Consider the following 25,473-nt stretch of genomic DNA (forward strand, 5'->3'; position numbering starts at 1 on the left):
ATCTTTGCTACTCGAAAAGAAGGATTATTATGTTACAAACAGTAATTATAGGTATAGCAGTAGGATTTATAGCAATACTTTTAATGGGTATTCGTGTTTTCTTTACCAAAAAAGGAGAATTTCCAAATACTCATATAGGTGCAAGTAAAGCTATGCAAGAGAGAGGCATAAATTGTGCTACCTCTCAGGATACTGAGTATCGCTATAAAGAGAGCCCAATATTGAAATTAATGAAAAACGAAAAACTATAAAATTCCTTAATAATGAAGAATTTCTCCAATTATATAGTCAGTGGAGTGCTGGCTATTGCAGTTATTGTTCTATTTATCCTGCACTTTACATCAGGAAAATCCGGAAAAGAAGCCGACAGTAGAGATCTATCAGTTTTATTAAATGACTCCTCAGTTACTTTGCCAATAGCTTATGTTAACGTCGATTCTCTCTTAATGAACTACAATTTTGCAAAAGATTTAAATGAGTCTCTATTAAGAAAAGAGGAAAGTACCCGTGCTACTCTAAATCAGCGTCAAAATCAGATTAACTCTGCAGCACAGGAATTTGAACGTAAATTGCGTAACAACGCGTTTTTAAGTCAGGAAAGAGCCCAGCAGGAGCAAGAGCGTATTATCCAGATGAATCAGGAATATCAACAACTTGCTGATAGATTATCTCAGGAATTCATGATCGAACAGCAGAAGTTAAATCTTCAGATGGAAGATACAATTAAGGTAAGACTGGAAGAGTTTAATCGAGAAAGAAATTACGAAATTATTTTCAGCAATATCTCAACAAGCACACTAATTTATGCTAAGGATAAGTATGATATCACTGATGAAGTGGTGCAGTTCCTTAATAATAAATATGGTCCTGCAACTGCAATAACAACAGCAGAATAAGCTTCTGTGATATTTTATTGAATAGTAAAGAAGGGCTCTTATTTTAAGAGTCCTTCTTTGCGTTTAATTTATTAATTTTACTACATGATGAAATCGTTAAATAAATACCTGCAGAAACAGGGTCAGAGATATCATGATGATGTTTTTGACGTTAACTTTAATTCTGACATAATTGTAGTAATACCCTGTTATGATGAACCGGATATTATAAACACTTTAGAGAGTATAAGAAGATGTGACAGGCCTGAGTCTGTAAATTTATCAGTGATAGTAATTATCAATTCGGCAGTTAAAACTGATATTGATGTTGTAAACAGAAATACTAAAACATATCAGGAGGTTAGTTCTTATTCAAAGAAAATAGATGAACGCTCTTTTATTGTAAGAGCTGCTAAATTAGAGGGGTTACCAAACAAACATGCAGGTGTTGGATTAGCACGGAAAATAGGGATGGATCTTGCAGTAGAGCATTTTTATAAGACTGAAAACTATAGGGGAATTATTGTCTCTTTGGATGCCGACTGTGAAGTCTCTGACAATTTTATTACCACCGTTTATAATACTTTTAGAAGTGATGGTAATCTTAATGCTACCATACACAACTTTCATCATAGAGTAGAAAGTAGTCAAAGTAATATTGAATTTGCCGTAAGACAGTATGAGTCATATCTTCACTACTATAGTGAATGTCTTAAATCAACCGGATTTCCTTATTACTATCATACGATAGGTTCAGCGTTTGCAGTATCAGCAAATGCTTATGTGAGAGTTGGGGGTATGGGGCGTCAGCAGGGAGGGGAGGACTTTTATTTTCTACAGAAAGTGTTTCAATTAGGTGGGGTGAAATTGCTTAAAGAGACTTTTGTTTATCCCCTTGCAAGATTTTCAGAACGTGTTCCTTTCGGCACTGGACCGGCAATACAAAAGATTCTGGATGAACCTGACGGTGTTCTTAAGGTATATTCTAGACAGTCTTTTAAAGAGCTTAAAAGGTTTTTTGATATGAAAGAGTTCTTCTTCAAGAAGGATGAAGAAATTATAACTTTAAAGGTAGCCGAATTACATCCTGTTTTGATTGATTTTTTAAACGAAATCGACTATCTGAAATTATTAAAGGATTGCAATGAAAATTGTGCGACACTGAATAGTTTTGTGAAAAGGTTTTTTCATAACTTTAATGCTTTCAGGATAGTAAAATACTTAAATTATGTACATCCTGAACCTTTTAAACTTGAAAAAATCACTATGATAACTGACAAAATAGAATCTACTGTTTGATGTATTGATGTAATTTATTATTTTTGTGTTCAAATTGTAAGTTTATCCTTTCATTATTCTAAAATCATTATTATATGTTTGCTTTTAGCTGGGTTGAAATAGTAAGTGCTTTTTTGGTTTTGTTTGCAATTATTGATGCTACAGGTTCTGTGCCAATTTTCCTGAATTTAAGAAGTCAGGGGAGAACAATTCATGCGGAGAAGGCAGCTATTTACTCTTCAATTATATTGATAGGATTCCTGTTTATAGGAGAGGGATTACTCAGACTTTTTCAGGTTGATATCTCTTCATTTGCTGTGGCCGGAGCTGTTGTGTTGCTTATTATTTCAATAGAGATGATATTCGGAGTAGAGATTTTTAGAAATGACAATCCATCTGCTGATAACTCTTCAACACTTTTTCCGGTTGTTTTCCCACTAATTGCCGGACCAGGAAGTTTTACCACTCTTCTTACTATGAGAGCTGAATTCCACACCATAAACATAATTATAGCTGTTCTCATAAACCTAGTGATAGTTTACCTTGTATTGAGGTATCTGGATCAGGTGAAGAAACTTTTAGGTGAGAGTGGGGCATATATACTCCGAAAGTTTTTTGGTGTGATACTCATGGCTATTTCAGTAAAACTCATCACCTCAAATATGAGTGCACTAATTGAAACTGTTAATGCTGCTTTATAACTGTTTAATAGAATTATGACATTCTAATTAATAAACAGAGAGTTTTACAGGAAAAATATGTATATTTGCGGTATTAAAAGTTATAATATAAGATTGAAGGTATTAGGTTGTAACTCAGTCAAGTAGGATTGTTAAGTTAATTAATGATCCATTTCATTAGAACTATTTTATTACATATAAAAATCAACAACATGAGAATTGTAAGTATCTTAGGAAGAGAGATTTTGGATTCAAGAGGTAATCCAACAGTTGAAGTAGATGTATTAACAGAATCGGGTGCATTTGGTCGTGCAGCTGTTCCATCAGGCGCTTCAACAGGTGAGAATGAAGCATTAGAACTTCGTGATGGTGATAAGAGCCGTTACCTGGGTAAAGGTGTTTTACAAGCTGTAGCAAATATCAACGATATTATAGCTCCTGCTTTAATTGGTATGAATGTATTGGAACAGACTCAGATTGATGCAAAAATTCTGGAACTGGACGGTACTAAAACAAAATCTAACTTGGGTGCTAATGCTCTTTTAGGTGTTTCTCTTGCAGTAGCAAAAGCAGCTGCTAACTATCTTGGATTACCCCTTTACAGATATATTGGTGGTACAAATACTTATGTTTTACCTGTTCCTATGATGAATATCATCAATGGTGGATCACACTCAGATGCTCCTATTGCTTTCCAGGAATTTATGATTCGTCCTGTTGGAGCAAAATCATTTAAGGAAGGTCTTCGTATGGGTACTGAGGTATTCCATGCATTGAAGAAAGTACTTCATGATAAAGGATTAAGCACTGCTGTTGGTGATGAAGGTGGTTTCGCTCCTAACTTAAGCGGTGGTACAGAGGAAGCACTTGAATCAATTCTTACTGCAATCAAGAATGCAGGATATAAACCAGCTGAAGATGTTACAATTGCTTTAGACTGTGCTGCATCTGAGTTCTATAAAGATGGTATTTACGATTACTCTTTATTTGAAGGTGAAAATGGCAAAAAACGTAGTCGTGAAGAACAGGTTGCTTACTTAGAAGAGCTTATAACAAAATACCCAATCGATTCAATCGAAGATGGTATGCATGAAAACGACTGGGAAGGCTGGAAGTTACTTACAAATAAAATCGGCAGCAAATGTCAGTTGGTAGGTGATGACTTGTTTGTTACTAATGTTGATTTCCTTAAGAAAGGAATCAAAGAGGGTTGCGCTAACTCAATTCTAATTAAAGTAAACCAGATTGGTACACTTTCTGAAACTCTTGACGCTATAGAAATGGCTCACAGACATGGCTATACTAGTGTTACTTCACACCGTTCAGGTGAAACTGAAGACTCAACAATTGCTGACATCGCAGTTGCAACTAATGCAGGACAAATTAAAACAGGTTCTGCCAGTCGCTCAGATCGTATGGCAAAATACAACCAGCTGCTTCGTATTGAGGAAGAACTCGGTGATAGAGCAGTATATGGTTATAAGAAGATTAAATAATAGTCTTGTAGCTTAGTTTATAACCACCCTGACATCCAGGGTGGTTTTTTTTGACCTTTATTTCCGGATAATTTTTACAGTTTTATAAATTAAAATTATCATCTTTGCAAATAATACCAATTTAATGTAAAACTCTAAATACCAACCTATGAATTACTTTTACTTAGTTCCGATTGCATCAATTGCAGCATTATTATGCGCATTCTATTTTTTCAGAAGTTTAATGAAAAAGGATGAAGGCACTCCAAAGATGAAGACAATAGCCGGTTTTATACGTGAGGGAGCAATGTCTTATCTGAAACAACAATATAAGGTTGTAATTATTGTTTTTATTATTCTCTCTCTCATTTTTGTGACAATGTCATTTTTTGGACTACAAAATAAGTGGGTGCCCTTTGCATTTCTAACAGGAGGATTCTTCTCCGGACTTGCAGGATTTTTTGGTATGAAGACTGCTACTTATGCTTCAGCAAGAACTGCCAATGCAGTACAGAAATCATTGAACAGTGGATTAAGAATTGCATTCCGTTCAGGAGCAGTAATGGGACTTGTTGTAGTTGGACTTGCTTTGTTGGATATTTCACTCTGGTATCTGATACTTGATTTTTTTGTTGATAATGCAGATCATGGACATAAATTAATTATGATAACTACTACGATGCTGACATTTGGTATGGGTGCTTCAACTCAGGCTCTCTTTGCCCGTGTTGGTGGGGGAATATATACAAAGGCAGCGGATGTTGGTGCTGATTTAGTTGGTAAAGTGGAGACTGGTATTCCTGAAGATGACCCGCGTAATCCCGCTACCATAGCAGATAATGTTGGAGATAATGTTGGTGATGTTGCTGGTATGGGAGCTGATCTTTATGAATCGTATTGTGGATCTATATTATCTACTGCAGCATTAGGAGCATCAGCTTTTGCTCTTAATCCAACTATGCAGGAAAATGCAGTATTTGCACCCATGCTGATTGCCGCTATTGGTGTTTTTCTTTCAATTCTTGGGATATACCTGGTAAAAACCAAAGAGGATGCAACTGTTAAACAACTTATGGATTCACTTAACAGAGGAGTTAATATAAGTGCACTATTTATAGCTATATTCACTTTTGGGATACTCTATATATTAGGTTTCAGTAATTGGATAGGATTGTCATTCTCTGTAATAACTGGTCTTTTGGCAGGTATAATCATTGGACAAGGAACAGAGTATTTTACATCATCATCTCATAAACCGGCTATTGAAATTGCAAACAGTGCAAAAACAGGACCAGCTACTGTAATAATATCAGGACTTGGTACTGGATTTATTTCTACTGTAATACCTGTACTATCTATTGTTGTAGCTATTCTGATTGCATATCTGTCAGCTATACGGTTTGATGTTGCTAATATGCTCACAGCCGAGAATGTAAGCATGGGGCTATATGGTATTGCAATTGCAGCTGTAGGAATGCTTTCAACTCTGGGCATAACACTTGCAACAGATGCTTATGGACCAATTGCTGATAATGCAGGTGGTATAGCCGAAATGAGTGGCTTGGATCCTGAAGTAAGAAGAAGAACAGATATGTTGGATTCTTTAGGTAACACAACAGCAGCAACCGGTAAGGGATTTGCTATAGGCTCAGCAGCTTTAACCGGTTTGGCTTTACTGGCTTCCTATGTAGAGGAGATTAGAGTTGCTCTCTTAAGAGTAAATGACAATGTACTTGAATTTGCTGATGGTCATACAGTTGATGTAGCAAAAGCAAGTTTTGTTGATTTTATGAATTACTACCAGGTTACATTAATGAATCCAAAAGTACTAGCTGGAATTTTCCTAGGTTCAATGATGGTATTTCTGTTTTGTGGCCTTACAATGAACGCAGTTGGAAGGACTGCAAGAAATATGGTTGAGGAAGTACGTTACCAGTTCCGTGAATTTAAAGGAATTCTTACAGGTGAGGATACACCTGATTATGCAAGATGTGTTTCTATTTCTACTAAAGGAGCTCAGAGAGAAATGCTGTTCCCATCATTGCTTGCTGTTACTGTTCCAATTGTTACAGGATTGATTATGGGAGTTTCGGGTGTAATGGGACTCTTAGCCGGGGGATTAGGTACAGGTTTTGTAATGGCTATATTTATGGCAAATTCAGGAGGTGCATGGGATAATGCTAAAAAGTATATCGAAATGGGAAATCTGGGAGGCAAAGGTAGTCATGCCCATAAGGCTGCAGTAGTAGGCGATACAGTTGGTGATCCATTTAAAGATACTTCAGGTCCTTCACTTAACATCCTTATAAAACTTATGAGTATGGTTTCTATAGTAATGGCTGGACTTACAGTTGCTTGGAGTTTGCTTTAAACACTTCTTTCAGTGCGTATTTTAGTGAATTTTATTAAAATGCATAGATGGTGATATGGCAATATTTCGTATATTTGAAGTCCTAAATCACTTTGTTAAAGCAGAATCACTAACATTTAAATATTAATCAATTATGAGCTTTCTAACGAACGACAAATTAACAATTGTAGGAGCTGCCGGTATGATCGGTTCCAATATGGCACAAACAGCTGCCATGATGCGTTTAACTCCAAACATCTGCCTTTATGACCCTTTTGAAAAAGGACTTGAAGGAGTAGTTGAAGAAATGCGTCACTGTGGTTTCGATGATATCAATTTTACATACTCATCAGATGTAAAAGAAGCATTTACCGGATCCAAGTATATGATTTCATCCGGAGGTGCACCACGTAAAGATGGCATGACACGTGAAGATTTGCTGAAAGGTAATGCTGAAATTGCAGCACAATTAGGAAAAGATATTAAATCTTACTGTCCTGACTTGCAACACTTGACTGTGATCTTTAATCCTGCAGATATCACTGGTCTTGTAGCATTGATCTACTCAGGCCTTAAACCTTCACAAGTTACTACATTAGCTGCGTTAGATAGTACAAGATTACAAAGTGAACTGGCTAAACATTTTGGTGTAGCCCAAAATAAAGTTACTAATGCACGTACATATGGTGGTCATGGTGAACAGATGGCTGTATTTGCTTCTACTGCTAAAGTAGATGGTAAACCATTAACCGATTTGATTGGTACAGATGCACTTACCAATGAAGAATGGGCTGAACTTAAAACTCGTGTTACTAAAGGTGGTGCAAATATCATTAAGTTGAGAGGTCGTTCTTCATTCCAGAGTCCAGCTTATACATCTGTTGAGATGATACGTGCAACTATGGGTGGTGAAGCTTTCCGCTGGCCAGCAGGTTGTTATGTGAATGAGCAAGGTTTCGAGCATATCATGATGGCAATGGAAACAACACTTGATAAGAATGGTGTTTCTTTTGGTAAAGTAAATGGTACAGAAGCTGAATTAGCTGAACTGAAACAGAGTTACAGCCATCTTGTTAAATTACGCGATGAAGTTATTTCTATGGGTATTATTCCTACTACCGATCAGTGGAATAGCGTAAACCCAAATCTCTAATAGATTGACTTTATATTTGAAAAAATAGAGGTGAATAATGAGTTGATAATAGTAAAGCCGGCAATATTGCCGGCTTTACTTGTTAACAATCTGTTTGTTAAATACTTTACAGAGCTATGTTATTTTTTCTCATATGATAATAGTCGCTGGTTACCTTCCAAACTTCGTAGTTTAGTAATATCCTGTGTTACTTCCAGAACACCTAGATATTCATTATCCTTACCACGAAGGGCACAATATTCAATAACTATAAACCGATCTTTTTGGAATCCTGATATCCAGAAAATAGCTTTATTTTCCTTACCACTTTTGAAATCAGTTAGTATTTGCTCCACAACATGTACACTGCCCGGTGGGTGACACATCCTTACATCACGACCTATTATTGAACGGTTTCGTTCAAATACCCTGTTGGGACTATGTGAAAAGAACCTAACCTTATCGTCTTTATCTACAAAAGTTATATCAACAGGCAAATATTGGAAAAGAGCTTCAAGTTCGTTAATGTTAAAAGCTCCTGAAGATAATCTTATCCCATCAGTCTGAACATAAGTCTGCTTTTCTACTTTCATATTTGCCGGAGCCCACTCATCTTCCGGATCAATCAAGCAGTATCCGAATTCAGGAGTTTCCTGATATACTTTATACCATTCCTCTTCATTCAATGTATCCATCGACATAGGGAAAAGAATCTCCTCCTCTTTTTTAATCATTCCTTCAATCATTTCAACAGTAATGTCAAGTGAGTTGATGAGAATTATTCTTAAATCCTTTAAATCAGTGATAGGAGAGGTGAGTGCTTCATGAGATTTATTAAGAAGCTCACGTGTCTCATCATGCTTCCCCCACATTACTTTAGGAGGTCCGGTAATAAGATGCTTTTCAAGAAACGGAAAAAGAAGATACTCTTTTCTTTTGTAATGCTTATCTATATCTGAAAAATTGTTGAAAATAGAACGAAGCTGAAGAACATAGCCAGGAACCTCAGAGTCTGTTATGTTATCTATTTCTTTACTTACCACTCTATAAGCTTCTATTTGCTTACGGATCGCACTGTTTTCTTTAATGAAAGTATCTACAGGATGTCCAGGAAGTACATCTTTTGCTCCATCTAAGTCAATACTTCCATCAAGTACAGCAGTATGTAAATCACAAAACTCCAGAATCTCCTTTTCAGTAAGTGAATTACTTGTTATTAATTCCTGTTCAACCTCTACAACTTCGTTATAGGGAATATTTCTAAGTGCATTAATAAGATGTCGACGCAGCAATGCAGGATTTCCTCCATTGTGAAGCTCTAGTAAAAGGCTGCGAAGCTTCTCTTTGCGCATTGTTGAGTTATTAATAAATTCGCTCATATCGATATTTTTTAATTTAGTAGTGATCAATTTTACATAAATACCTTTAAATCTTCATCAACAGTTGTTATCCCTGAGATCCCAAACATATTAATCAGCACATTTGCTACATTAGGTGAAAGGAAAGCAGGTAGAGTGGGGCCCAGATGAATATACTTGACGCCCAATGAGAGTAGCGTAAGTAAAACAATAACAGCTTTCTGTTCATACCATGCAATATTATATACAATAGGAAGGTCATTTAGATCATCTAGTCCGAATGCGTCTTTCAAGGCAAGTGCAATTTTAACTAACGAATAACTATCGTTACATTGTCCAGCATCTAGCACACGTGGAATACCATTTATATCTCCTAACGGCAGTTTATTATAGCGATACTTTGCACAACCAGCAGTCAGAATTACAGTGTCATTAGGCAACTTTTCAGCAAACTCAGTATAATAATTTCTACCTCTTACTCGTCCATCACATCCACCCATAACGAAGAATTTACGAATAGCACCATTTTTAACAGCTTCCACAATTTTATCTGATAAAGCAATTACCTGGTTATGAGCAAAACCTCCCACTATTTCTCCATTTTCAATCTCTGTGGGTGCACTACATCTTTTAGCATGTTCAATAAGTTCAGAAAAATCCTTAGGGTGACCATCATTGCGATCCTCAATATGTTTAAATCCCCCGAACCCTGATGCACCTGTTGTATATACTCGATCTCCATAAGTAGAATTTTTTCTTGGAGGAACAATACAGTTGGTTGTAAATAGGAAAACTCCATTAAATGTCTCAAAGTCATTGATCTGATTCCACCAAGCACCACCATAATTACCCACAAAATGACTATATTTTTTAAACGCCGGATAATAATGTGCAGGAAGCATTTCACTATGAGTATAAACATCAACACCTGTACCTTCAGTCTGCTTGAGCAGCTCCTCCATATCCTTCAAGTCGTGTCCACTAATAAGAATACCAGGATTATTTCTAACACCAAGGTTTACTTTGGTAATCTCCGGGTTTCCATAACTGGATGTATTTGCCCTGTCAAGTAATGCCATTACCTGTACACCATACTTGCCGGTCTCTAGAACAAGAGATGTCAGATCATTAATGGAGAGAGTGTCATCAGTTAAATCCACTAAAGTTTTTTGTATAAAACTGTATATCTTACTATCAGTGTAACCTAGATTATAAGCATGTTCAGCGTACGCAGCCATTCCTTTCAAGCCATATGTTGTTAATTCACGAAGTGATCTGATATCAATATTATCATTTGTTAATATACCCACTTCCAATGCTTTTTCTGCCATCTCTTCCTCAGTTTCACCAACCCAGTGAGCACCATCAAATTTGATGTCATCTATTTTGCCTCCAGCTGAAATCAGGCGTTCTCTGGCAGCGTTTCTCATCTCATAGGCCATCAATATCCGGGTAATAAATCTACTTTTATCAAAATTTGCATTGGTAATGGTCATAAATAAACTGTCCACTATAAACCTGTCAATCTCACATATCTCGATGCCAAGTTTTCTAAGTCTCATAGTATAATGAGAAATACCTTTACACAGAAACATTAGCAGATCTTGTAAATTGGCCACATCAGCTGTCTTACCACAAACTCCAATTATAGTACAACCTTCATTCTTACTGGTTTCCTGACATTGATAACAAAACATTTTCTCCATTTTCAGTTATATATTTTAAATATTCTGCCCCAAAATTACCTTCTTCAATTCTTCAATTGTGTAACCAATGTTACAACTGATCATTTTAACCTATTTTATTAAATAGAAGGGGCAGTTTTTTATGTATCTTTGTTTTCTAACAATCAATGAAAATGGAATTATTTGCTTGCCCCCTATTTTACGACCTAACAAAGAATGAAATTGATGAGATCCTATCGCGTTCAGTAAATGAAGTTGTAACATTTGAGAAAGGTCAACATGTAGTCCGACAGGGTGATATAATTCATTCACTTTACATACTTGTTGAGGGGTTGGTCAGAACGGAGATGGTGACCAAGGATGGTAATGTTGTTGAAATAGAATTTATCGAACCAGTACGACCCTTAGCTCCTGCATTTCTTGTAGCAACCGAAAACAGATATCCTGTTGATGTTATATCTATGCAGAAAAGTGAGTTTTACATAATTCCTAAAACGCTATGGTTAAAGGAGATGATGAATAACGAGCAACTTCTTACCAATTTCATGGAATTAAATTCAAATATGACTGTATTTCTTTCCAAGAAGGTTCAGATGATGTCTATCAAATCATTAAAAGGTAAATTATCGCTATATATACTTGAAAACACAACACCACAAAATAACACTTTCATATTAAGAAGGACTCAAAGTCAGTTGGCCGAATATTTTGGAGTGCAGCGTCCTTCACTTGCACGCACTTTGGGAGATATGATCAGAGAAGAGTTGATATCTATTTATAAAAGAGAAGTCAAAGTTTTGGACAGAGGGAAACTGGAGAGCATGATTTAATCTTTTAGTAAATAATACATTTCCATGTTAAAAATGCAAATAGATAATAAAAAATTATATATTTGCAATTAAAATATCTGAAAAGTAGTTTAAACAATAATAATCTAAAGTCATGAGTAATCAATTAACAAGAAGAAATTTTATCAAAACGGCTGCCGTTGGAGTAGTTGGAGTTGCTGCCTTTCCACAATTCCTTTCATCATGCAAACAAAGTAAAGAATCAACCTCAGCCGAAGGATTAGTTCGTTTGGGTTTTATAGGGCTGGGACAGCAGGCAATGTACCTGTTGAATGGATACATAGGTATGCCCGATGTAAAAGTAGTAGCTGGCTGTGATGTGTATGGTGTTAAAAGAGAGCGTTTTAAAAAGAGAGTTAGCGAGTACTACTCAAGCAGTGAAAATGAAGTAGTGGTAGATGTCTATGAAAATTACACAGATTTAATTGCGCGTGATGATATAGATGCTGTTGTGATAGCAACGCCTGATCATTGGCATGCATTCATCGCTATTCAGGCATGTAAGGCGAAGAAAGATGTATACCTTGAAAAACCATTGACATTCACAATAAAAGAGGGTCAAGAACTGATTAAAGCTGTAAGGTCTAATGGCGTTATTTTAGCAGTAGGCAGCCAGCAACGTTCCGATGCTAATTTCCAGCATGCTGTTAGAATGGTACAGGAAGGCAAACTTGGAAAAATTGAAAGAATTAATGCTTATGTTGGAGCACCACCAACACCTTACGATCTGCCGGAAGAACCTATACCTGCTGATTTAAACTGGCCGCTATGGTTAGGACCATCTGAATATGTACACTACAATTCACAACTCAATCCTGTAATCACAATTGAACCTGAGCAGAATGAGCAAATTTGGGGAGCATGGCGCTGGTATAAAGAGTTAGGTGGAGGATTTACTACCGACTGGGGTGCTCATATGTTTGATATTGCTCAGTGGGGTTTGGAAATGGATGGTAACGGACCGGTTGAAATTATTCCAGCAGGTTATCAGGATACCAAATTCCTTACATACAAATATGCAAATGGTGTTGTAATGACAGAAGAGCCATTTAACGATCAGATGACTAAAGGTGTTAAATTCTGGGGAGATAAAGGTTGGATTGAAGTTTCAAGAGAGCATTTCTTAGCATCTGATGATAGCTTATTACCTGTTAAGGTTGAAGAAACTACTGGAGCTTACGAAACCCAAATACCTCACCTAACTAATTTCATTCAGTCAGTTAAAAACAGAACAGAACCCGCAGTACCAGTAGAAGTAGGCCACAGTTCATGTGTAGTTTGTACACTAGGTAATATCGCTTATGATCTTGGCAGACCAATTAAATGGGATCCTGCAGCAGAAAAGTTTGTAGATGACCCTGAAGCAGATGCAAATCGTCTGTTCAATAAAACATATACAGAAGGATACGTTTTGTAACTATTAATTAAACAGGATTTTATTACAATAAAAGCTGCTTATTAGCAGCTTTTATTTTTTATTTCATTATTGTCAGAGAGTTTTATTTTGATTCAATAGGCTTAAGCATAATTCCTAGTTCGTCAAGCTGCTCCAGTGCTACTTTTGAAGGTGCGTCTATCATAACATCACGGCCAGCTGTATTTTTCGGGAATGCAATAGTATCACGAATACTGTCAAGTCCTGCGAATATCGATACAAATCTATCCAACCCAAATGCTATACCTCCATGAGGGGGAGCACCATATTTAAAAGCATTCATAAGGAAGCCAAATTGTGATTCTGCCTGCTCTTCAGAAAAGCCAAGGACAGAAAACATCTTTTGCTGCAATTGGCTATCGTGAATACGAATAGAACCTCCACCAATTTCAACTCCGTTAATTACCATATCATATGCATTTGCGCGTACAGCACCTGGATCACTGTCCAGAAGTGGAATATCCTCAGGTTTAGGAGATGTAAATGGATGATGTTTGGCAAAGAAACGACCTAGCTCTTCATCTTTCTCAAGAAGAGGGAAGTCAACAACCCACAAGCATTTGTAATCGTTCTTATCTCTCAAACCAAGACGATTACCCATTTCTAGTCTAAGTTCATTCAACTGTTTCTGCGTTTTTTCAGTTTCACCTGCAAGTACAAGCAGTAAGTCACCTGGTTTTGCATCACATCTTTCGATCCATGTTTTAAGAATCTCCTCACTATAAAACTTATCTACTGAAGATTTAACTGTACCATCTTCATTATATCTGACGTAGATCAGACCTTTAGCACCAACCTGAGGTCTTTTCACGAAATCAGTCAGCTCATCAACCTGTTTGCGGGTATAAGAAGCACACCCTTCTGCACAAATTGCAGCAACATATTCTGCATCATCAAACACCCCAAAACCTTGTCCAGTTGTTAAATCCTTGATTTCGGTGAAAGTCATACCAAATCGAATATCAGGTTTATCTGAACCATACAATTTCATTGCATCAGCATAGCTTATACGGGGAAAATCCGGAAGTTCAATATTTTTAATATTCTTGAAAAGATGCTTTGTAAGGCCCTCGAACATGTTGAGAACATCCTCCTGATTAACGAACGACATCTCACAGTCGATTTGAGTAAACTCCGGCTGCCTGTCAGCTCTTAAATCTTCATCTCGAAAACATTTAACAATCTGGAAATAGCGATCAAATCCTGAAACCATCAACAACTGTTTGAATAGTTGAGGTGATTGTGGAAGTGCATAAAACTCACCCTGATTCATTCTTGAAGGAACAATAAAGTCACGTGCACCTTCAGGTGTAGAACCAATAAGTACAGGAGTTTCAACCTCAAGGAAATTCCTTTCATCGAGATAGCGACGAGTTTCAAAAGTCATTTTATGACGAAGCTCCAGATTTTGACGAACCACACTTCGACGCAGGTCCAGATAACGATACTTCATACGAAGTTCATCACCACCATCAGTCTCGGTTTCAATAGTAAACGGAGGAGTTTTGGAAGCATTCAATACAGTAAGTTCCGTAGCAATAATCTCAATGTCTCCCGTAGGAATATTGCTGTTTTTGCTGCTACGCTCTTTAACTATACCCTTAACCTGAATAACCCACTCGCGCCCAAGCTTATTAGCCTGTTCACATAGGTTATTATTCACCTCCTGATTGAATGAAAGCTGTGTTATGCCATATCGATCCCTAAGATCAATAAAAGTCATACCACCCATCTTACGAATCTTAGATACCCATCCTGCTAATGTTACTTCACTGTTTACATCGGTCAGTCGTAACTCGCCACATGTCTTACTTCTGTACATAAATGATTTCCGTTGATTTACATTAAAATTTAACTGCAAATGTACATAATAAAATCAAAAATGACATTAAATCCTTATAACCTTATCAACAACAGACTCAAACTCTTTCATATGAGTAGCCATAAGGATAGATATATCTGGGTAATCAGACCTGATATTTTTAAATATCTCAATAGCATTTTCAGTACTAATACCGGCAGTTGGTTCATCCACAACAAGGAGTTGAGGTCTTTTAAGCAGAGCCTGTGCAAGTAGCAGTTTTTTCCTCTGACCACCACTTAGTGTTTCACCATTTTCTCCAATCCATGTATCCAATCCATCAGGCAAAGCAATCCACCATGAAGTAAGATCCACCATATCCAAAACCTTTGCAATTTCTTCATCAGGATAACCTTCGAAATTCTCACGTAGAGTACCGGTTAGCAAATAAGCCTTCTGTGTAACATATATTACAGCAGGAACAGGAAGATTTATAAGTTCATCTTCATCATTCCAGGTTATTAACCCATTTTCTCTGTATTCGGGATAGAAGAGACTATTTAAAAGAGTGCTTTTACCCCTGCCTGTTTTACCATAAACAGCAACCCATTCACTATTTCTGATATCGAATGAAATTGGACCAATATGTATCGTTGTATCCGGAATAACAGCCTCTATATCTTTTAAACTTAATAATTTAAGTTGTGAATTCACCTGTATATCTTTAACAGGTATAGAACCCTCTTCAAATAAAGCTTCCATATCTTTCGCCTCTTGCTCTACCGAACTTCTCTCTGATTTACCGGCAAATAATATTTCAGAAAGTTCAGCCTGTGCCATAATACCGAAAAATATTCCAATTGCAATAGGTGCATCCAATGGTTGCTTACTTGAATGCCAAAGCAGAAAAGCGGCTATATAACTAAAGCCCAGGCCTACAATAAGCTGTAGATTAAATGAGTTAAACTGCAGCTTTTTTTCTAGCCCCTCAATTTTAAGTCTATTCTTTTCATGTGAATCAATAGCTTTATCTTCAAGTTTATACTTAGATATTTCTATCCTACCTCTGAAACTTTGAATAAGATTCTGATGATTAACTACACGGAGTGACTTCAATTTTCCACTTAAAATCCTGTTTCTCCTAAAAATGATTTGAGGAATCAGAAACAGTAAAATTGCTGAAGAGATAATAAATTCTATTGCAATCACTCTTGAAAAGAACAGAAGAAATATAAAATAAACAGCTATAGTTAATAATAGAGCTGTAAAGGGTAATATCCACAGAAGTATATGATTTAACAACTGATCAACTCCATGAGTGCTGTTTTCGAGCAATGAAGAGTTGTTATTAACCTGTTTTTTTATAAATGGCAGTCGTGCAATAGATTTGAATATGTTCAGCTGAAGACTCTGCTGAACACTTAAGGTAGTTTTATGATTCTCTAAACGTTCGAAATATCGAGTAGCTGTACGAAATAGAGATAATAGGCGTATTATTGCAGACGGAATAAGATAAGCAAAAGCTGTGTTAGCAGTTACAAATACTACACTGCATATTGCCAGGAACCATCCTGAGATTGAAGGAAGAGCAACAAAAGCTATAGTCCATAATATCAGCAAAGTGAATCCTTTCAGCCATTTGCCCTTGAAAGGTTTTATAATATGTGTAAAAACAAAATCACGCATAATTCATCTGCTCTCCCCAATTTAAGTTAATAACATTATCGGCAAACAATTCAAAACGCTGTTCGTGAGAGGCTACAATCACTAGTCTCTCCTCAGCCATTTTCACAATCTCAGATATGATCAATTCAGTTGTTAAAGAGTCAAGATTAGATGTTGGTTCATCCAAAATGGCCACCGGTTTTGGATGGAGCATCATTCTGGCGAGAGTGACAAGTTGCCGCTCACCACCCGATAACTGTACCCCATTATTAGTGAGTTCGGTATCCCATCCATTCTCTTTTTTTATTAAAATATTGTTCATAAATTCTGGGTAATTAATCCCCTTTTCTATCTCTTTTTTCAGGAATACGTTATATCTCAAAGATCCATCAAAAATAAAAGGGAACTGATTCATATATGAACTGTTTTCTTTCAACCATTGTTGTGACCAGGAATTATCCTTCCCATTCACTTCAATGATCCCTTCACTCACTTGAAGACTTCCCGTACAGATCTTCAGCAAAGTAGATTTTCCCGAACCGGAGATACCTTTCACCAGTACAAGTCCTCTTTCCGGAAATTTATGGTTGATATTATGTAAAACTTTAACTGGTGAGTCGGGATATGAGAAATTAAGATCTTCAATTATAAGACTACTACAGGGTTCATCCATGCTATCTTTAATATAAACATTTTTATTTTTAAGCATAGGCATAAGTAAATCTGCTGCTGCCAGAGCCTTATTGCGGTCGTGATACGCACTCACAAACTTTCTAATATAGAAGAAGAAGTATGGTGTAATAGTCAATAAAAACAGGGCAGTTCCGAAGTTATAACCCATTCCATAATTCGGACCATTCATTATCCCCATCAAGCTCATGCCGAGATAAATTGCAATTGCCGCAATAGCAATTGTTACAAATAATTCCAGAATAGCTGATGACAGTATAGCTACCCTCATTACATCTGTTGTAGCTTTATTAAGTTCTTCACTTTTACGTGACAGGAATTTGTACTGAGGTATAAAATTATCCAGGTTAACTGTTTCAGCAATAGTTTTTATCCTGTTATAAAAAACAGCAGAGTATTTCAGAAAAAGATCTGTGTGTTTTTTGTGAATTGACTCAGCACCTATTCCTATTACAGCCATCTGTATTGGGATTACGAATAAAGAGACCATAAGTATCATTGCAACCCATTTTTCTGTTAAGAAACAGATCACCAGCAATAAAATGCTAACCAGAACTGTAGCAACTGAGTATGGGACAAAAAATGAAAAATATGGTTTTAAATCATCGCTTACTTTAGTTACATATAGTGCACTATCGGTAGAGCTTAATTTATTGTCATGTAAAAGAACCGGGAAAAGCTCCTTTTTAATATTGGCAACAATAGCATTACCGGCATTATAATTCAACCTCGACTCTATATTAGCAAACAGATATCTTCCTGCAAGAAAAGCAGATGCAATTAATAATGTATCAGGAACTATAATTCCATTGTCGAGCCAATTAGCGGCAAATACAGACAAGTACCAGCTGAAGACTATGAAACAGCCAGCACTTAACAGTGTGAAAAAAGAGGCAGATATATAATAGCCACGAGCACCTGCCATTCTCTTACTGAGCCAACCGGAGGCACTCTCTTGTTTAATACTCATTGTCGGACTGTAATTTTTAACTTATCGGGTATAAGTGATAAGAAAATGTTTAAATACTTATTAAAGCAAAGATAATTAAATTTGAGGTTTTTAAAAGAAAGAAACAGAATACTAACGCTGCAATTACCAATTTTAAAAATGTTAGTGTGAAAAGAATCTTATATGGGTTAAAATTGTATTTTTACATTAAATAGTTATTAATCATATTGTGAGATCCTTTGAATTGATAATAAGAGTTCCAATACTTAATGGTGCATCGCTATTGGATTTTGATAGTAATTAGAAAAAAGACTACATATATTAGTATTAAAGATAAATATATGAAAACAAAAGCATTGTTTATAGCAATTTTATTCGGTATTATTACTGTTTCTCAAGCACAGAATAGAATCGGAATAATTGGTCTGGATACCTCTCATTCAGTTGCATTTACAAGATTTTTAAATGGAGATGATAAAAAGGAGGAATTTAAAGATTTTAGAATTGTAGCAGCTTACCCCTATGGTTCAAAAACTATAGAGTCCAGTTACAAACGTATCCCGGAATATATTGAACAGGTAAAGGCATTAGAGGTAGAAATAGTACCTTCTATTGCTGATCTATTAAACAAAGTTGACTTCGTTATGCTGGAAACGAATGATGGTAACTTGCATCTGGAGCAGGCTTATGAAGTGTTCAAAGCTGGGAAAACAGTATTCATAGATAAACCTGTAGGAGCCAATTTAGCTCAGGCAATAGCTATATTTGAACTGGCAAAACAGTATAATGTACCACTCTTTACTTCCTCTTCATTAAGATATATTGAGGCAGCACAAAAGCTAAGAAAAGGAGACTATGGTGAAGTAATCGGTGCTGACTGTTATTCACCTGCCACTTATGAGCCTTCTCATGCAGATCTGGCATGGTATGGCATACATGGCGTCGAAACACTATTTACTATTATGGGAGAAGGTTGTAAAGCTGTCAATAGGATGTCGTCAGAGGGAACAGATATATCAGTTGGATTATGGGAGGATGGCAGAATAGGGACAGTTAGAGGTATGCGTACAGGAAAACCTGAATATGGGGGACAAGCATTTACTGCCGAGGGTGTTTTAAATGTTGGTCCTTATATTGGTTATGAGCCTTTACTAATAAATATTTTGGAGTTTTTCAAGTCTGGAGTATCACCCGTTTCTGAAAAAGAAACTCTGGAGATCTTCACATATATTGAAGCAGCTGATGAAAGTAAAAGAAAAGAAGGAAAGATTATTTTAATGGAGGAAACCTATAAAAAAGGTGCTGAAGAGGCACATAGGTTAATTAAATGTCTTAAATAAAAAATTGGTTTTTTAAAAGTATAGCTCTAATTTAGCAATTAATACAAAATAGTACTATTATTTTCCATCAATAAATAAATTGATCTTAACCCAAAGTTGATAAAAATAAGATTATGAGAAAATCTGTTATACTTATACTTTCTATACTAATATCAGTAACATCGATATATGGCAAACAGATTAAGCTTCTGGCCATAGGCAATAGTTTTTCAGATGATGCAATAGAGCACTACCTTTATGGACTGGCGGAAGCTAATGGAGATACCATAGTAATTGGTAATATGTATATTGGAGGTTGCTCATTAGAAACACATTATAATAATTCAAAGGATAATTCAAGTAACTATTCATATAGAAAGATTGTCAATGGAGTAAAAACTGAAACTCCCGACTACAGACTGATTGATGCAATAACAGATGAGGATTGGGATTACATATCATTTCAGCAGGTAAGTTCAGAAGCTGGAATTTATGAATCATATTTTCCTTATCTCGATGAACTAAAAGAGTATGTGAAAAAAAACGCAACAAACAGTAATGTTCAGTTTGTATTGCACCTGACATGGGCTTATGAACAGTCATCTACACATTCAGGTTTTGCAAATTACAATAATTATCAATCCCAGATGCACAATGCAATAATTGACGCCTCTTTCAGAGCTGCAGAGAAAGCCGGAATAGATATTGTAATACCTGTGGGAACAGCTATCCAGAATGGCAGGTCAAGTAGTCTGGGAGATACATTTTGCAGAGATGGGTATCATTTAGAATTAACATATGGAAGATATACAGCATCCTGTACCTGGTATGAGAAGTTGTTTGGGAAATCAGTTCTCGGAAATAGTTATGTGCCAGATAAAATCACACCATACCAAGCATGGATTGCTCAGCTTGCCGCACATGCTGCAGTAGCTAAGCCAACTTCAGTAACTCCAATCTGGGTTTATGAAATCACACAATATATTACTAAATAGTCATTTCCCAACCTTTCTGATATTCACGGCCCCACATGCTTTGAGCCTCTTTATTATCAAGTATCCTGCCATTCACAGGATTGGTCATAAATGAGCTTTTAGTTCTTTGTGCAATATTTCCTAGTAAAGCTAAAGTTGAGCTTATACAACCAACATTTATATCGGCATTCAAAGCTGTTCCCTTACGAATTCCATCAAGAAAATTCAAAAAATGATAGTGGTCAAGTAGTTGTGTAGGATTGATTGTGTCACCTGCATTGAATCCCATATCACTTGTAACGTTTTTTATCTCTTTATCATTTTTGTCATATATTTTATATGCATTTCCACCACCTAAAACCAGAGACCCCTCACTTCCATAGAAAATTGCACCAACAGAAGAGTTTTCTATCCCTCTGCCATGAGCACTCTTGCCCTCCCACGTTATCAATTTTTCATTACCGAATTCAAAATTAATAACCTGAGAATCGGGAAACTCCCAATCGTCATTATAATAGTATCTGCCACCAGACGAATTTACAGCTGTTGGAAAGGTTAATCCCATTGCCCAGCGTACAACATCAATAAAGTGAACACCGTTGTTGCCTGCCTCTCCTGTTCCCCAGTTATAAAACCAGTGCCAGTTATAGTGAAGATAGTTGTCCTTATAGTTTGAGACTCTTGGTGCAGGCCCCTGCCACAACTCCCAGTCAAGCCACTCAGGCACCTCGGTTGCTTTTCCAACACCAATTGAGGGTCGATTATTGGAATACCAGCATTTACTGAAGAAGACATCACCTATTGCACCGCTTCTAACCTCTTGAACAGCGTTAATAACGTTTGGCCACGACCTGCGTTGCATACCCGTTGCAGCAACAACTTTGTATTTTTTTACAGCTTCCATTAGAATTTCATTCTCTGCGGGGTTATGACCGGTAGGCTTCTCAAGGTAAACATGTTTTCCTGCTTTCATAGCCATTAATGCAGCCGGAGCATGCCAATGTTCAGGAGTTGCAATAAAAACAGCATCAATGTCTTTATATTCAAGTAGCTTACGAATATCCTTTTCCTGCTTTGGAGTGTTACCTCCATTTTTGAGAACAGTTAACGAGCATTTATCCATTGCACGATTATCAACATCGCAAACATAGGTTACTTCACAATTCTTTTCATTGGCAAAACCTTCTGCCAATGCATTGCCACGTGAATTGACACCAATTGCGGCCATTCTGATTTTATCATTGGCACCAATAATACTATTATAACTTTTTGCACTAAAGCCGGGTAAAACACCTCCAACAGATGCAGCAGCAGTTCCAATTGCAGCTTTTTTTATGAAATTTCTTCTGGTAGTCATTATGTTTTCAGGGTTAAGTAAATCAACTAAATGCAAATATAAACAAACAATATATTCTTATTTATGCTTTTAACAAAATAGTATCGTAAATAGATACTATAATTTTTACAGAGGAAAATTGTGCAATGAAATTTTATGTAACTAATAATATCAATGGATAGCATAGTATTATAGTTAACTCAATAATATTTGCTTAATTTGTATAATAAACCACATTACTCCATAACTTAAATACTTTGAGAAAATGACAATGAATGTTTTGTTGATTACACTGTCTTGTCTGTTGGCAGTCACTTCATGTAAAGAAGATGATAAAAAAATAGTTGTTAGGGAGCTGAAAAGCGTTACCTATCAACCTACAGAAGAGATATTCCCAAATCCTGAGAGAGGTTTTTACAAGTATTCGCTGATAGAGCCGGGTAGTGGGTCAGGAGCATTATCCTTTACACAGGTGTCAAATTACAGAAACAGCGGCATATCTCTCGTAATGCGCTATTTCTATCTGAAGAATTTCAAAGACAAGCCTCTCTCATCCGATGCGCTGAAAGAAATAGATAATGACTTTGAGACTACAAGAAGAGCAGGGATCAAAATAATTCCTCGTTTTGCTTATTCTCAGGCACAGGATGAACCAGATGCGTCGCTCGAAATAATTATACAGCACCTCGATCAACTGAAACCGATATTTGAAAAAAATAGTGATGTAATTGCCACTGTTCAGGCAGGCTTTATTGGGTCCTGGGGCGAATGGTACTATTCAACGAATGATCTTTATAATGCAAATGCCAGACGAGAAGTAATAAAAAAGCTGCTTCAGGTAGTACCAAAAAACAGAACCATTCAGGTACGCACCCCTGCATACAAACAGGAGTACTTTAATCGAAAATCTGCTCTGACTCTGGAAGAGGCATTCACAGGATCAGATATCTCAAGGGTTGGACATCATAACGATTGCTTTCTGGCTAGTTCAACCGATTATGGAACATATGAGAATCCTGTAGTGGATAAAGCTTTTCTTAACAATGAGTGTCTTTATGTACCTATAGGTGGAGAAACATGCCCACCTGATGGTGTTGACCCTGCTACTTCCACAAAGGCTCAAAATGATATGCGTTATCTAAGATGGACATACCTTAATGAAGATTATTACAAAGGTGTGAATAATACCTGGATTACAGATGGAGGAATGGATAATATAAAAAGAGAGTTGGGATATCGTTTTCAACTTTCATCGGGAGAATATACCAATAATGTTAAGCCGGGTGGGCTTTTCAAATCTCGTATATCGATTAAAAACCTGGGTTATGCTCCACTATATAATCCACGTTTAGTAGAACTTATTCTTCAGAACGTTGAATCGGGTGAGAAGTACAAGATTCAGCTTGATGTTGAACCTCGTTTCTGGCATCCGCTGGAGAATGTAATAATTGAAGAAGAGGTAGGTTTGCCTATTAATATTCCCCAGGGAGATTATAAACTATACCTTCATCTGCCGGACCCTGAACCTGCGCTTTATGGAAAACCTGCCTATTCCATACGATTGGCCAATGATAACGTTTGGGAAGCTTCCACCGGTTACAACAATCTGAATATTACAATCAATGTTTCATCAGAAAATATGAGCGAGAATTATTCCGGAGAAAAGATTTTTGAAAAAATATAATAATCATACTTTTAAACAATTATGCTAAAAAGAATTCTAAGTTTATCGATGTTGGCAAAGACTACTACATTGCTGATGTTAACATCGATGTTAATTTTTTGTACCTCAGCAAACCAGACAGACTACAACCAGATAATAGAAATTGAGGAGAATGAGTTATGGTATGGAGCAGCTGTTAATGAGGGTGAGAAAATGCCATTCGAAAAAGGTTATAAAGCCAATCTTAATGGTAATGCCTATGGGAATCAGGCTTCACCACTATTGATCTCCAATAAAGGAAGGTATATTTGGTCAGAAGCTCCTTTCGCTTTCGAATTTAGGGAAAAACATATAGTTATAAGTGAAAATAGTGAACCAATTCACCTTGAAAAAAATGGTAATACATTAAAAGAGGGCTATCTGGGAGCATCAGGCAAATATTTCCCCCCAAAAAATAAACTTCCGGAAATGCTACTTTTTACCAGTCCTCAATATAACACATGGATTGAACTCATTTATAATCAAAATCAAAAGGATATTCTTGATTATGCACATCAGATAATTGATAATGGATTCCCTCCAGGTGTACTTATGATAGATGATAACTGGGCACCATACTATGGCCGGTTCGAATTCAGAAAAGATCGCTTTCCCGATGCCAAAGCTATGGTGGACGAACTGCACAGTCTTGGATTCAAGGTTATGATCTGGATATGCCCATTTATTCGACCTGACTCTGAAGAGGCACGTTTCTTGATGAAAAACAAATGGGTACTTATGGACAATATGGGTAACCTAGATTTAAGCTGGGATAAGGCAACAAAGCCGGCCATTGTTGAATGGTGGAATGGATTTAGTATGGTGATGGATTTCACTAATCCCGAAGCACTCGGATGGTTTCAAGAGCAGCTCGATTTCATGATGTTGGAGTATGGTATAGATGGATTCAAGCTCGATGCAGGAGATCCGGAGTATTATACACACAATGTTTTATCATATAAAAATGTCACTTCAAATGAGCATGCACAACTATGGGGAGAATTGGGGCTGAAATACCCTCTCAATGAATATCGAGCAATGTGGAAAATGGGTAATGAACCACTGGTTGAGCGACTTCGTGATAAGCATCATACATGGGAGGATTTACAGTTATTAATTCCACATATCACAACTGCAGGATTGCTGGGCTACTCATACTCCTGTCCTGATATGATAGGTGGAGGTGATTACAGTTCATTTATCGATGTTGACTCGGATAAGCTGGATCCTAAACTGATTGTACGATCTGCACAATGCCATGCCTTGATGCCAATGATGCAGTTCTCAGTAGCTCCATGGCGAATACTTGACGATGTTCATTTTCGTGCGGTCAAAAAAGCTGTTGAGTTGCGACAGAAATTTGTTCCTGAAATAGTCAAATTGGCCGAGGAGAGTGCAAAAACCGGCCTCCCAATAGTCTCCAATATGGAGTTTATGTTTCCTGATCAAGGATTTGGTGATTGCAAGGATCAGTTCATGTTAGGTCAGAATTTTCTTGTTGCCCCAATAATTACCACAGAAGATAGCAGAGAGGTGAGATTTCCAGAGGGTAATTGGGTTGATGCCAATGGAGATATAATTGAAGGAGGGCAGACTCTCTCTTTTGATGTTCCATTAGATCAATTGCTGTGGTTTAGAAAGCTTTAAGTCATTACATTTTATTCATAAACAGAACAATCAATCACATCATTCATGTCTTAGTAAAAGAGTAGTGTGATTGTTTTTTCTGATTTTATAAATAAAAAATGCCAAAAAGGTTTGTTGTTAAAAGAATAAGTTGTACTTTTGCATCCGCATTCAGATATTTCTGATGCGTTTTTTATTGAAAGTCTCGGGGTGTAGCACAGTCCGGTTAGTGTACCTGGTTTGGGACCAGGGGGTCGCGAGTTCGAATCCCGCCACCCCGACTTGAAAATCAAGG

The 25,473-nt window shown here is 36.7% G+C and carries 19 protein-coding genes and 1 tRNA gene; 14 read left to right on the forward strand and 6 right to left on the reverse strand.

All coding sequences use genetic code 11. The features are described from left to right. Positions 1-29 precede the first annotated feature (29 nt). The 7 genes from PHO43_RS06310 (at position 30) to PHO43_RS06340 (ending at position 7,811) form a co-directional block, all read left to right on the forward strand. Positions 30-251, forward strand: a complete 222-nt coding sequence (locus PHO43_RS06310) for a hypothetical protein (protein WP_045090174.1) — start codon at positions 30-32, stop codon at positions 249-251. Between the two features lie 12 nt (positions 252-263). Further along, complete coding sequence (locus tag PHO43_RS06315) at positions 264-896, forward strand: OmpH/Skp family outer membrane protein (RefSeq protein WP_045090173.1); 633 nt, start codon at positions 264-266, stop codon at positions 894-896. Positions 897-980: 84 nt separating this feature from the next. After that, on the forward strand, positions 981-2,174 hold the full coding sequence (locus PHO43_RS06320) for a glycosyltransferase family 2 protein (protein WP_052673201.1): 1,194 nt from the start codon (positions 981-983) through the stop codon (positions 2,172-2,174). Between the two features lie 74 nt (positions 2,175-2,248). After that, a complete protein-coding gene (locus tag PHO43_RS06325) occupies positions 2,249-2,854 on the forward strand; it encodes a MarC family protein (protein WP_053825948.1) in 606 nt (201 codons plus the stop codon). A gap of 191 nt (positions 2,855-3,045) precedes the next feature. Beyond that, entirely contained in the window at positions 3,046-4,329 is a 1,284-nt protein-coding gene (eno, locus tag PHO43_RS06330; protein ID WP_045090171.1) for a phosphopyruvate hydratase, read from the forward strand. 148 nt (positions 4,330-4,477) lie between these two features. After that, positions 4,478-6,679, forward strand: coding sequence for a sodium-translocating pyrophosphatase (locus PHO43_RS06335; RefSeq protein ID WP_045090170.1), 2,202 nt, complete (start codon positions 4,478-4,480; stop codon positions 6,677-6,679). Positions 6,680-6,812: 133 nt separating this feature from the next. Further along, a complete protein-coding gene (locus PHO43_RS06340) occupies positions 6,813-7,811 on the forward strand; it encodes a malate dehydrogenase (protein WP_288009136.1) in 999 nt (332 codons plus the stop codon). 119 nt (positions 7,812-7,930) lie between these two features. Here the strand turns inward: PHO43_RS06340 and PHO43_RS06345 are convergent, their stop codons facing one another. Together PHO43_RS06345 and hcp are read right to left on the reverse strand one after the other, a co-directional pair. After that, on the reverse strand, positions 7,931-9,169 hold the full coding sequence (locus PHO43_RS06345; protein WP_288011663.1) for a DUF438 domain-containing protein: 1,239 nt from the start codon (positions 9,167-9,169) through the stop codon (positions 7,931-7,933). A 32-nt stretch (positions 9,170-9,201) separates the two neighbouring features. Then, a complete protein-coding gene (gene hcp, locus PHO43_RS06350) occupies positions 9,202-10,845 on the reverse strand; it encodes a hydroxylamine reductase (RefSeq protein ID WP_288011672.1) in 1,644 nt (547 codons plus the stop codon). A gap of 161 nt (positions 10,846-11,006) precedes the next feature. Here hcp and PHO43_RS06355 point away from each other — a divergent pair, with 161 nt between their 5' ends. Both PHO43_RS06355 and PHO43_RS06360 read left to right on the forward strand, forming a co-directional pair. Further along, positions 11,007-11,663, forward strand: a complete 657-nt coding sequence (locus PHO43_RS06355) for a Crp/Fnr family transcriptional regulator (protein WP_288009139.1) — start codon at positions 11,007-11,009, stop codon at positions 11,661-11,663. Positions 11,664-11,775: 112 nt separating this feature from the next. Then, on the forward strand, positions 11,776-13,098 hold the full coding sequence (locus tag PHO43_RS06360; RefSeq protein WP_045090165.1) for a Gfo/Idh/MocA family protein: 1,323 nt from the start codon (positions 11,776-11,778) through the stop codon (positions 13,096-13,098). Between the two features lie 82 nt (positions 13,099-13,180). Here PHO43_RS06360 and aspS read toward each other — a convergent pair whose 3' ends face one another. From aspS to PHO43_RS06375, 3 genes are all read right to left on the reverse strand, one after another. Continuing rightward, entirely contained in the window at positions 13,181-14,938 is a 1,758-nt protein-coding gene (gene aspS / locus PHO43_RS06365; protein ID WP_045090164.1) for an aspartate--tRNA ligase, read from the reverse strand. A gap of 66 nt (positions 14,939-15,004) precedes the next feature. Next, complete coding sequence (locus PHO43_RS06370; RefSeq protein ID WP_288011665.1) at positions 15,005-16,603, reverse strand: ATP-binding cassette domain-containing protein; 1,599 nt, start codon at positions 16,601-16,603, stop codon at positions 15,005-15,007. Continuing rightward, positions 16,596-18,242, reverse strand: coding sequence for an ATP-binding cassette domain-containing protein (locus PHO43_RS06375; RefSeq protein ID WP_045090162.1), 1,647 nt, complete (start codon positions 18,240-18,242; stop codon positions 16,596-16,598). The genes PHO43_RS06370 and PHO43_RS06375 overlap by 8 nt, the downstream gene beginning before the upstream one ends. Positions 18,243-18,562: 320 nt before the next feature. Between PHO43_RS06375 and PHO43_RS06380 the strand changes: the two genes are divergently transcribed. Both PHO43_RS06380 and PHO43_RS06385 read left to right on the forward strand, forming a co-directional pair. Beyond that, positions 18,563-19,561: a Gfo/Idh/MocA family protein gene (locus PHO43_RS06380; protein ID WP_053826379.1), complete on the forward strand. Its 999-nt coding sequence runs from the start codon at positions 18,563-18,565 to the stop codon at positions 19,559-19,561. Between the two features lie 113 nt (positions 19,562-19,674). Beyond that, entirely contained in the window at positions 19,675-20,535 is an 861-nt protein-coding gene (locus PHO43_RS06385; RefSeq protein ID WP_045090161.1) for a DUF4886 domain-containing protein, read from the forward strand. Here PHO43_RS06385 and PHO43_RS06390 read toward each other — a convergent pair. Then, on the reverse strand, positions 20,528-21,871 hold the full coding sequence (locus PHO43_RS06390; RefSeq protein WP_288011668.1) for a Gfo/Idh/MocA family oxidoreductase: 1,344 nt from the start codon (positions 21,869-21,871) through the stop codon (positions 20,528-20,530). The two genes, PHO43_RS06385 and PHO43_RS06390, sit on opposite strands and share 8 nt — an antisense overlap. Before the next feature lie 244 nt (positions 21,872-22,115). Between PHO43_RS06390 and PHO43_RS06395 the strand changes: the two genes are divergently transcribed. From PHO43_RS06395 to PHO43_RS06405, 3 genes are all read left to right on the forward strand, one after another. Next, entirely contained in the window at positions 22,116-23,534 is a 1,419-nt protein-coding gene (locus PHO43_RS06395; protein ID WP_052673200.1) for a DUF4832 domain-containing protein, read from the forward strand. A gap of 21 nt (positions 23,535-23,555) precedes the next feature. Next, complete coding sequence (locus PHO43_RS06400; RefSeq protein WP_288011670.1) at positions 23,556-25,199, forward strand: glycoside hydrolase family 31 protein; 1,644 nt, start codon at positions 23,556-23,558, stop codon at positions 25,197-25,199. 185 nt (positions 25,200-25,384) lie between these two features. Beyond that, positions 25,385-25,459: transfer RNA gene (locus tag PHO43_RS06405), tRNA-Pro, on the forward strand. The last annotated feature ends 14 nt before the right edge of the window (positions 25,460-25,473 follow it).

Source organism: Lascolabacillus sp. (assembly GCF_028696275.1).
GTDB classification, from domain to species: domain Bacteria; phylum Bacteroidota; class Bacteroidia; order Bacteroidales; family Dysgonomonadaceae; genus Proteiniphilum; species Proteiniphilum massiliensis.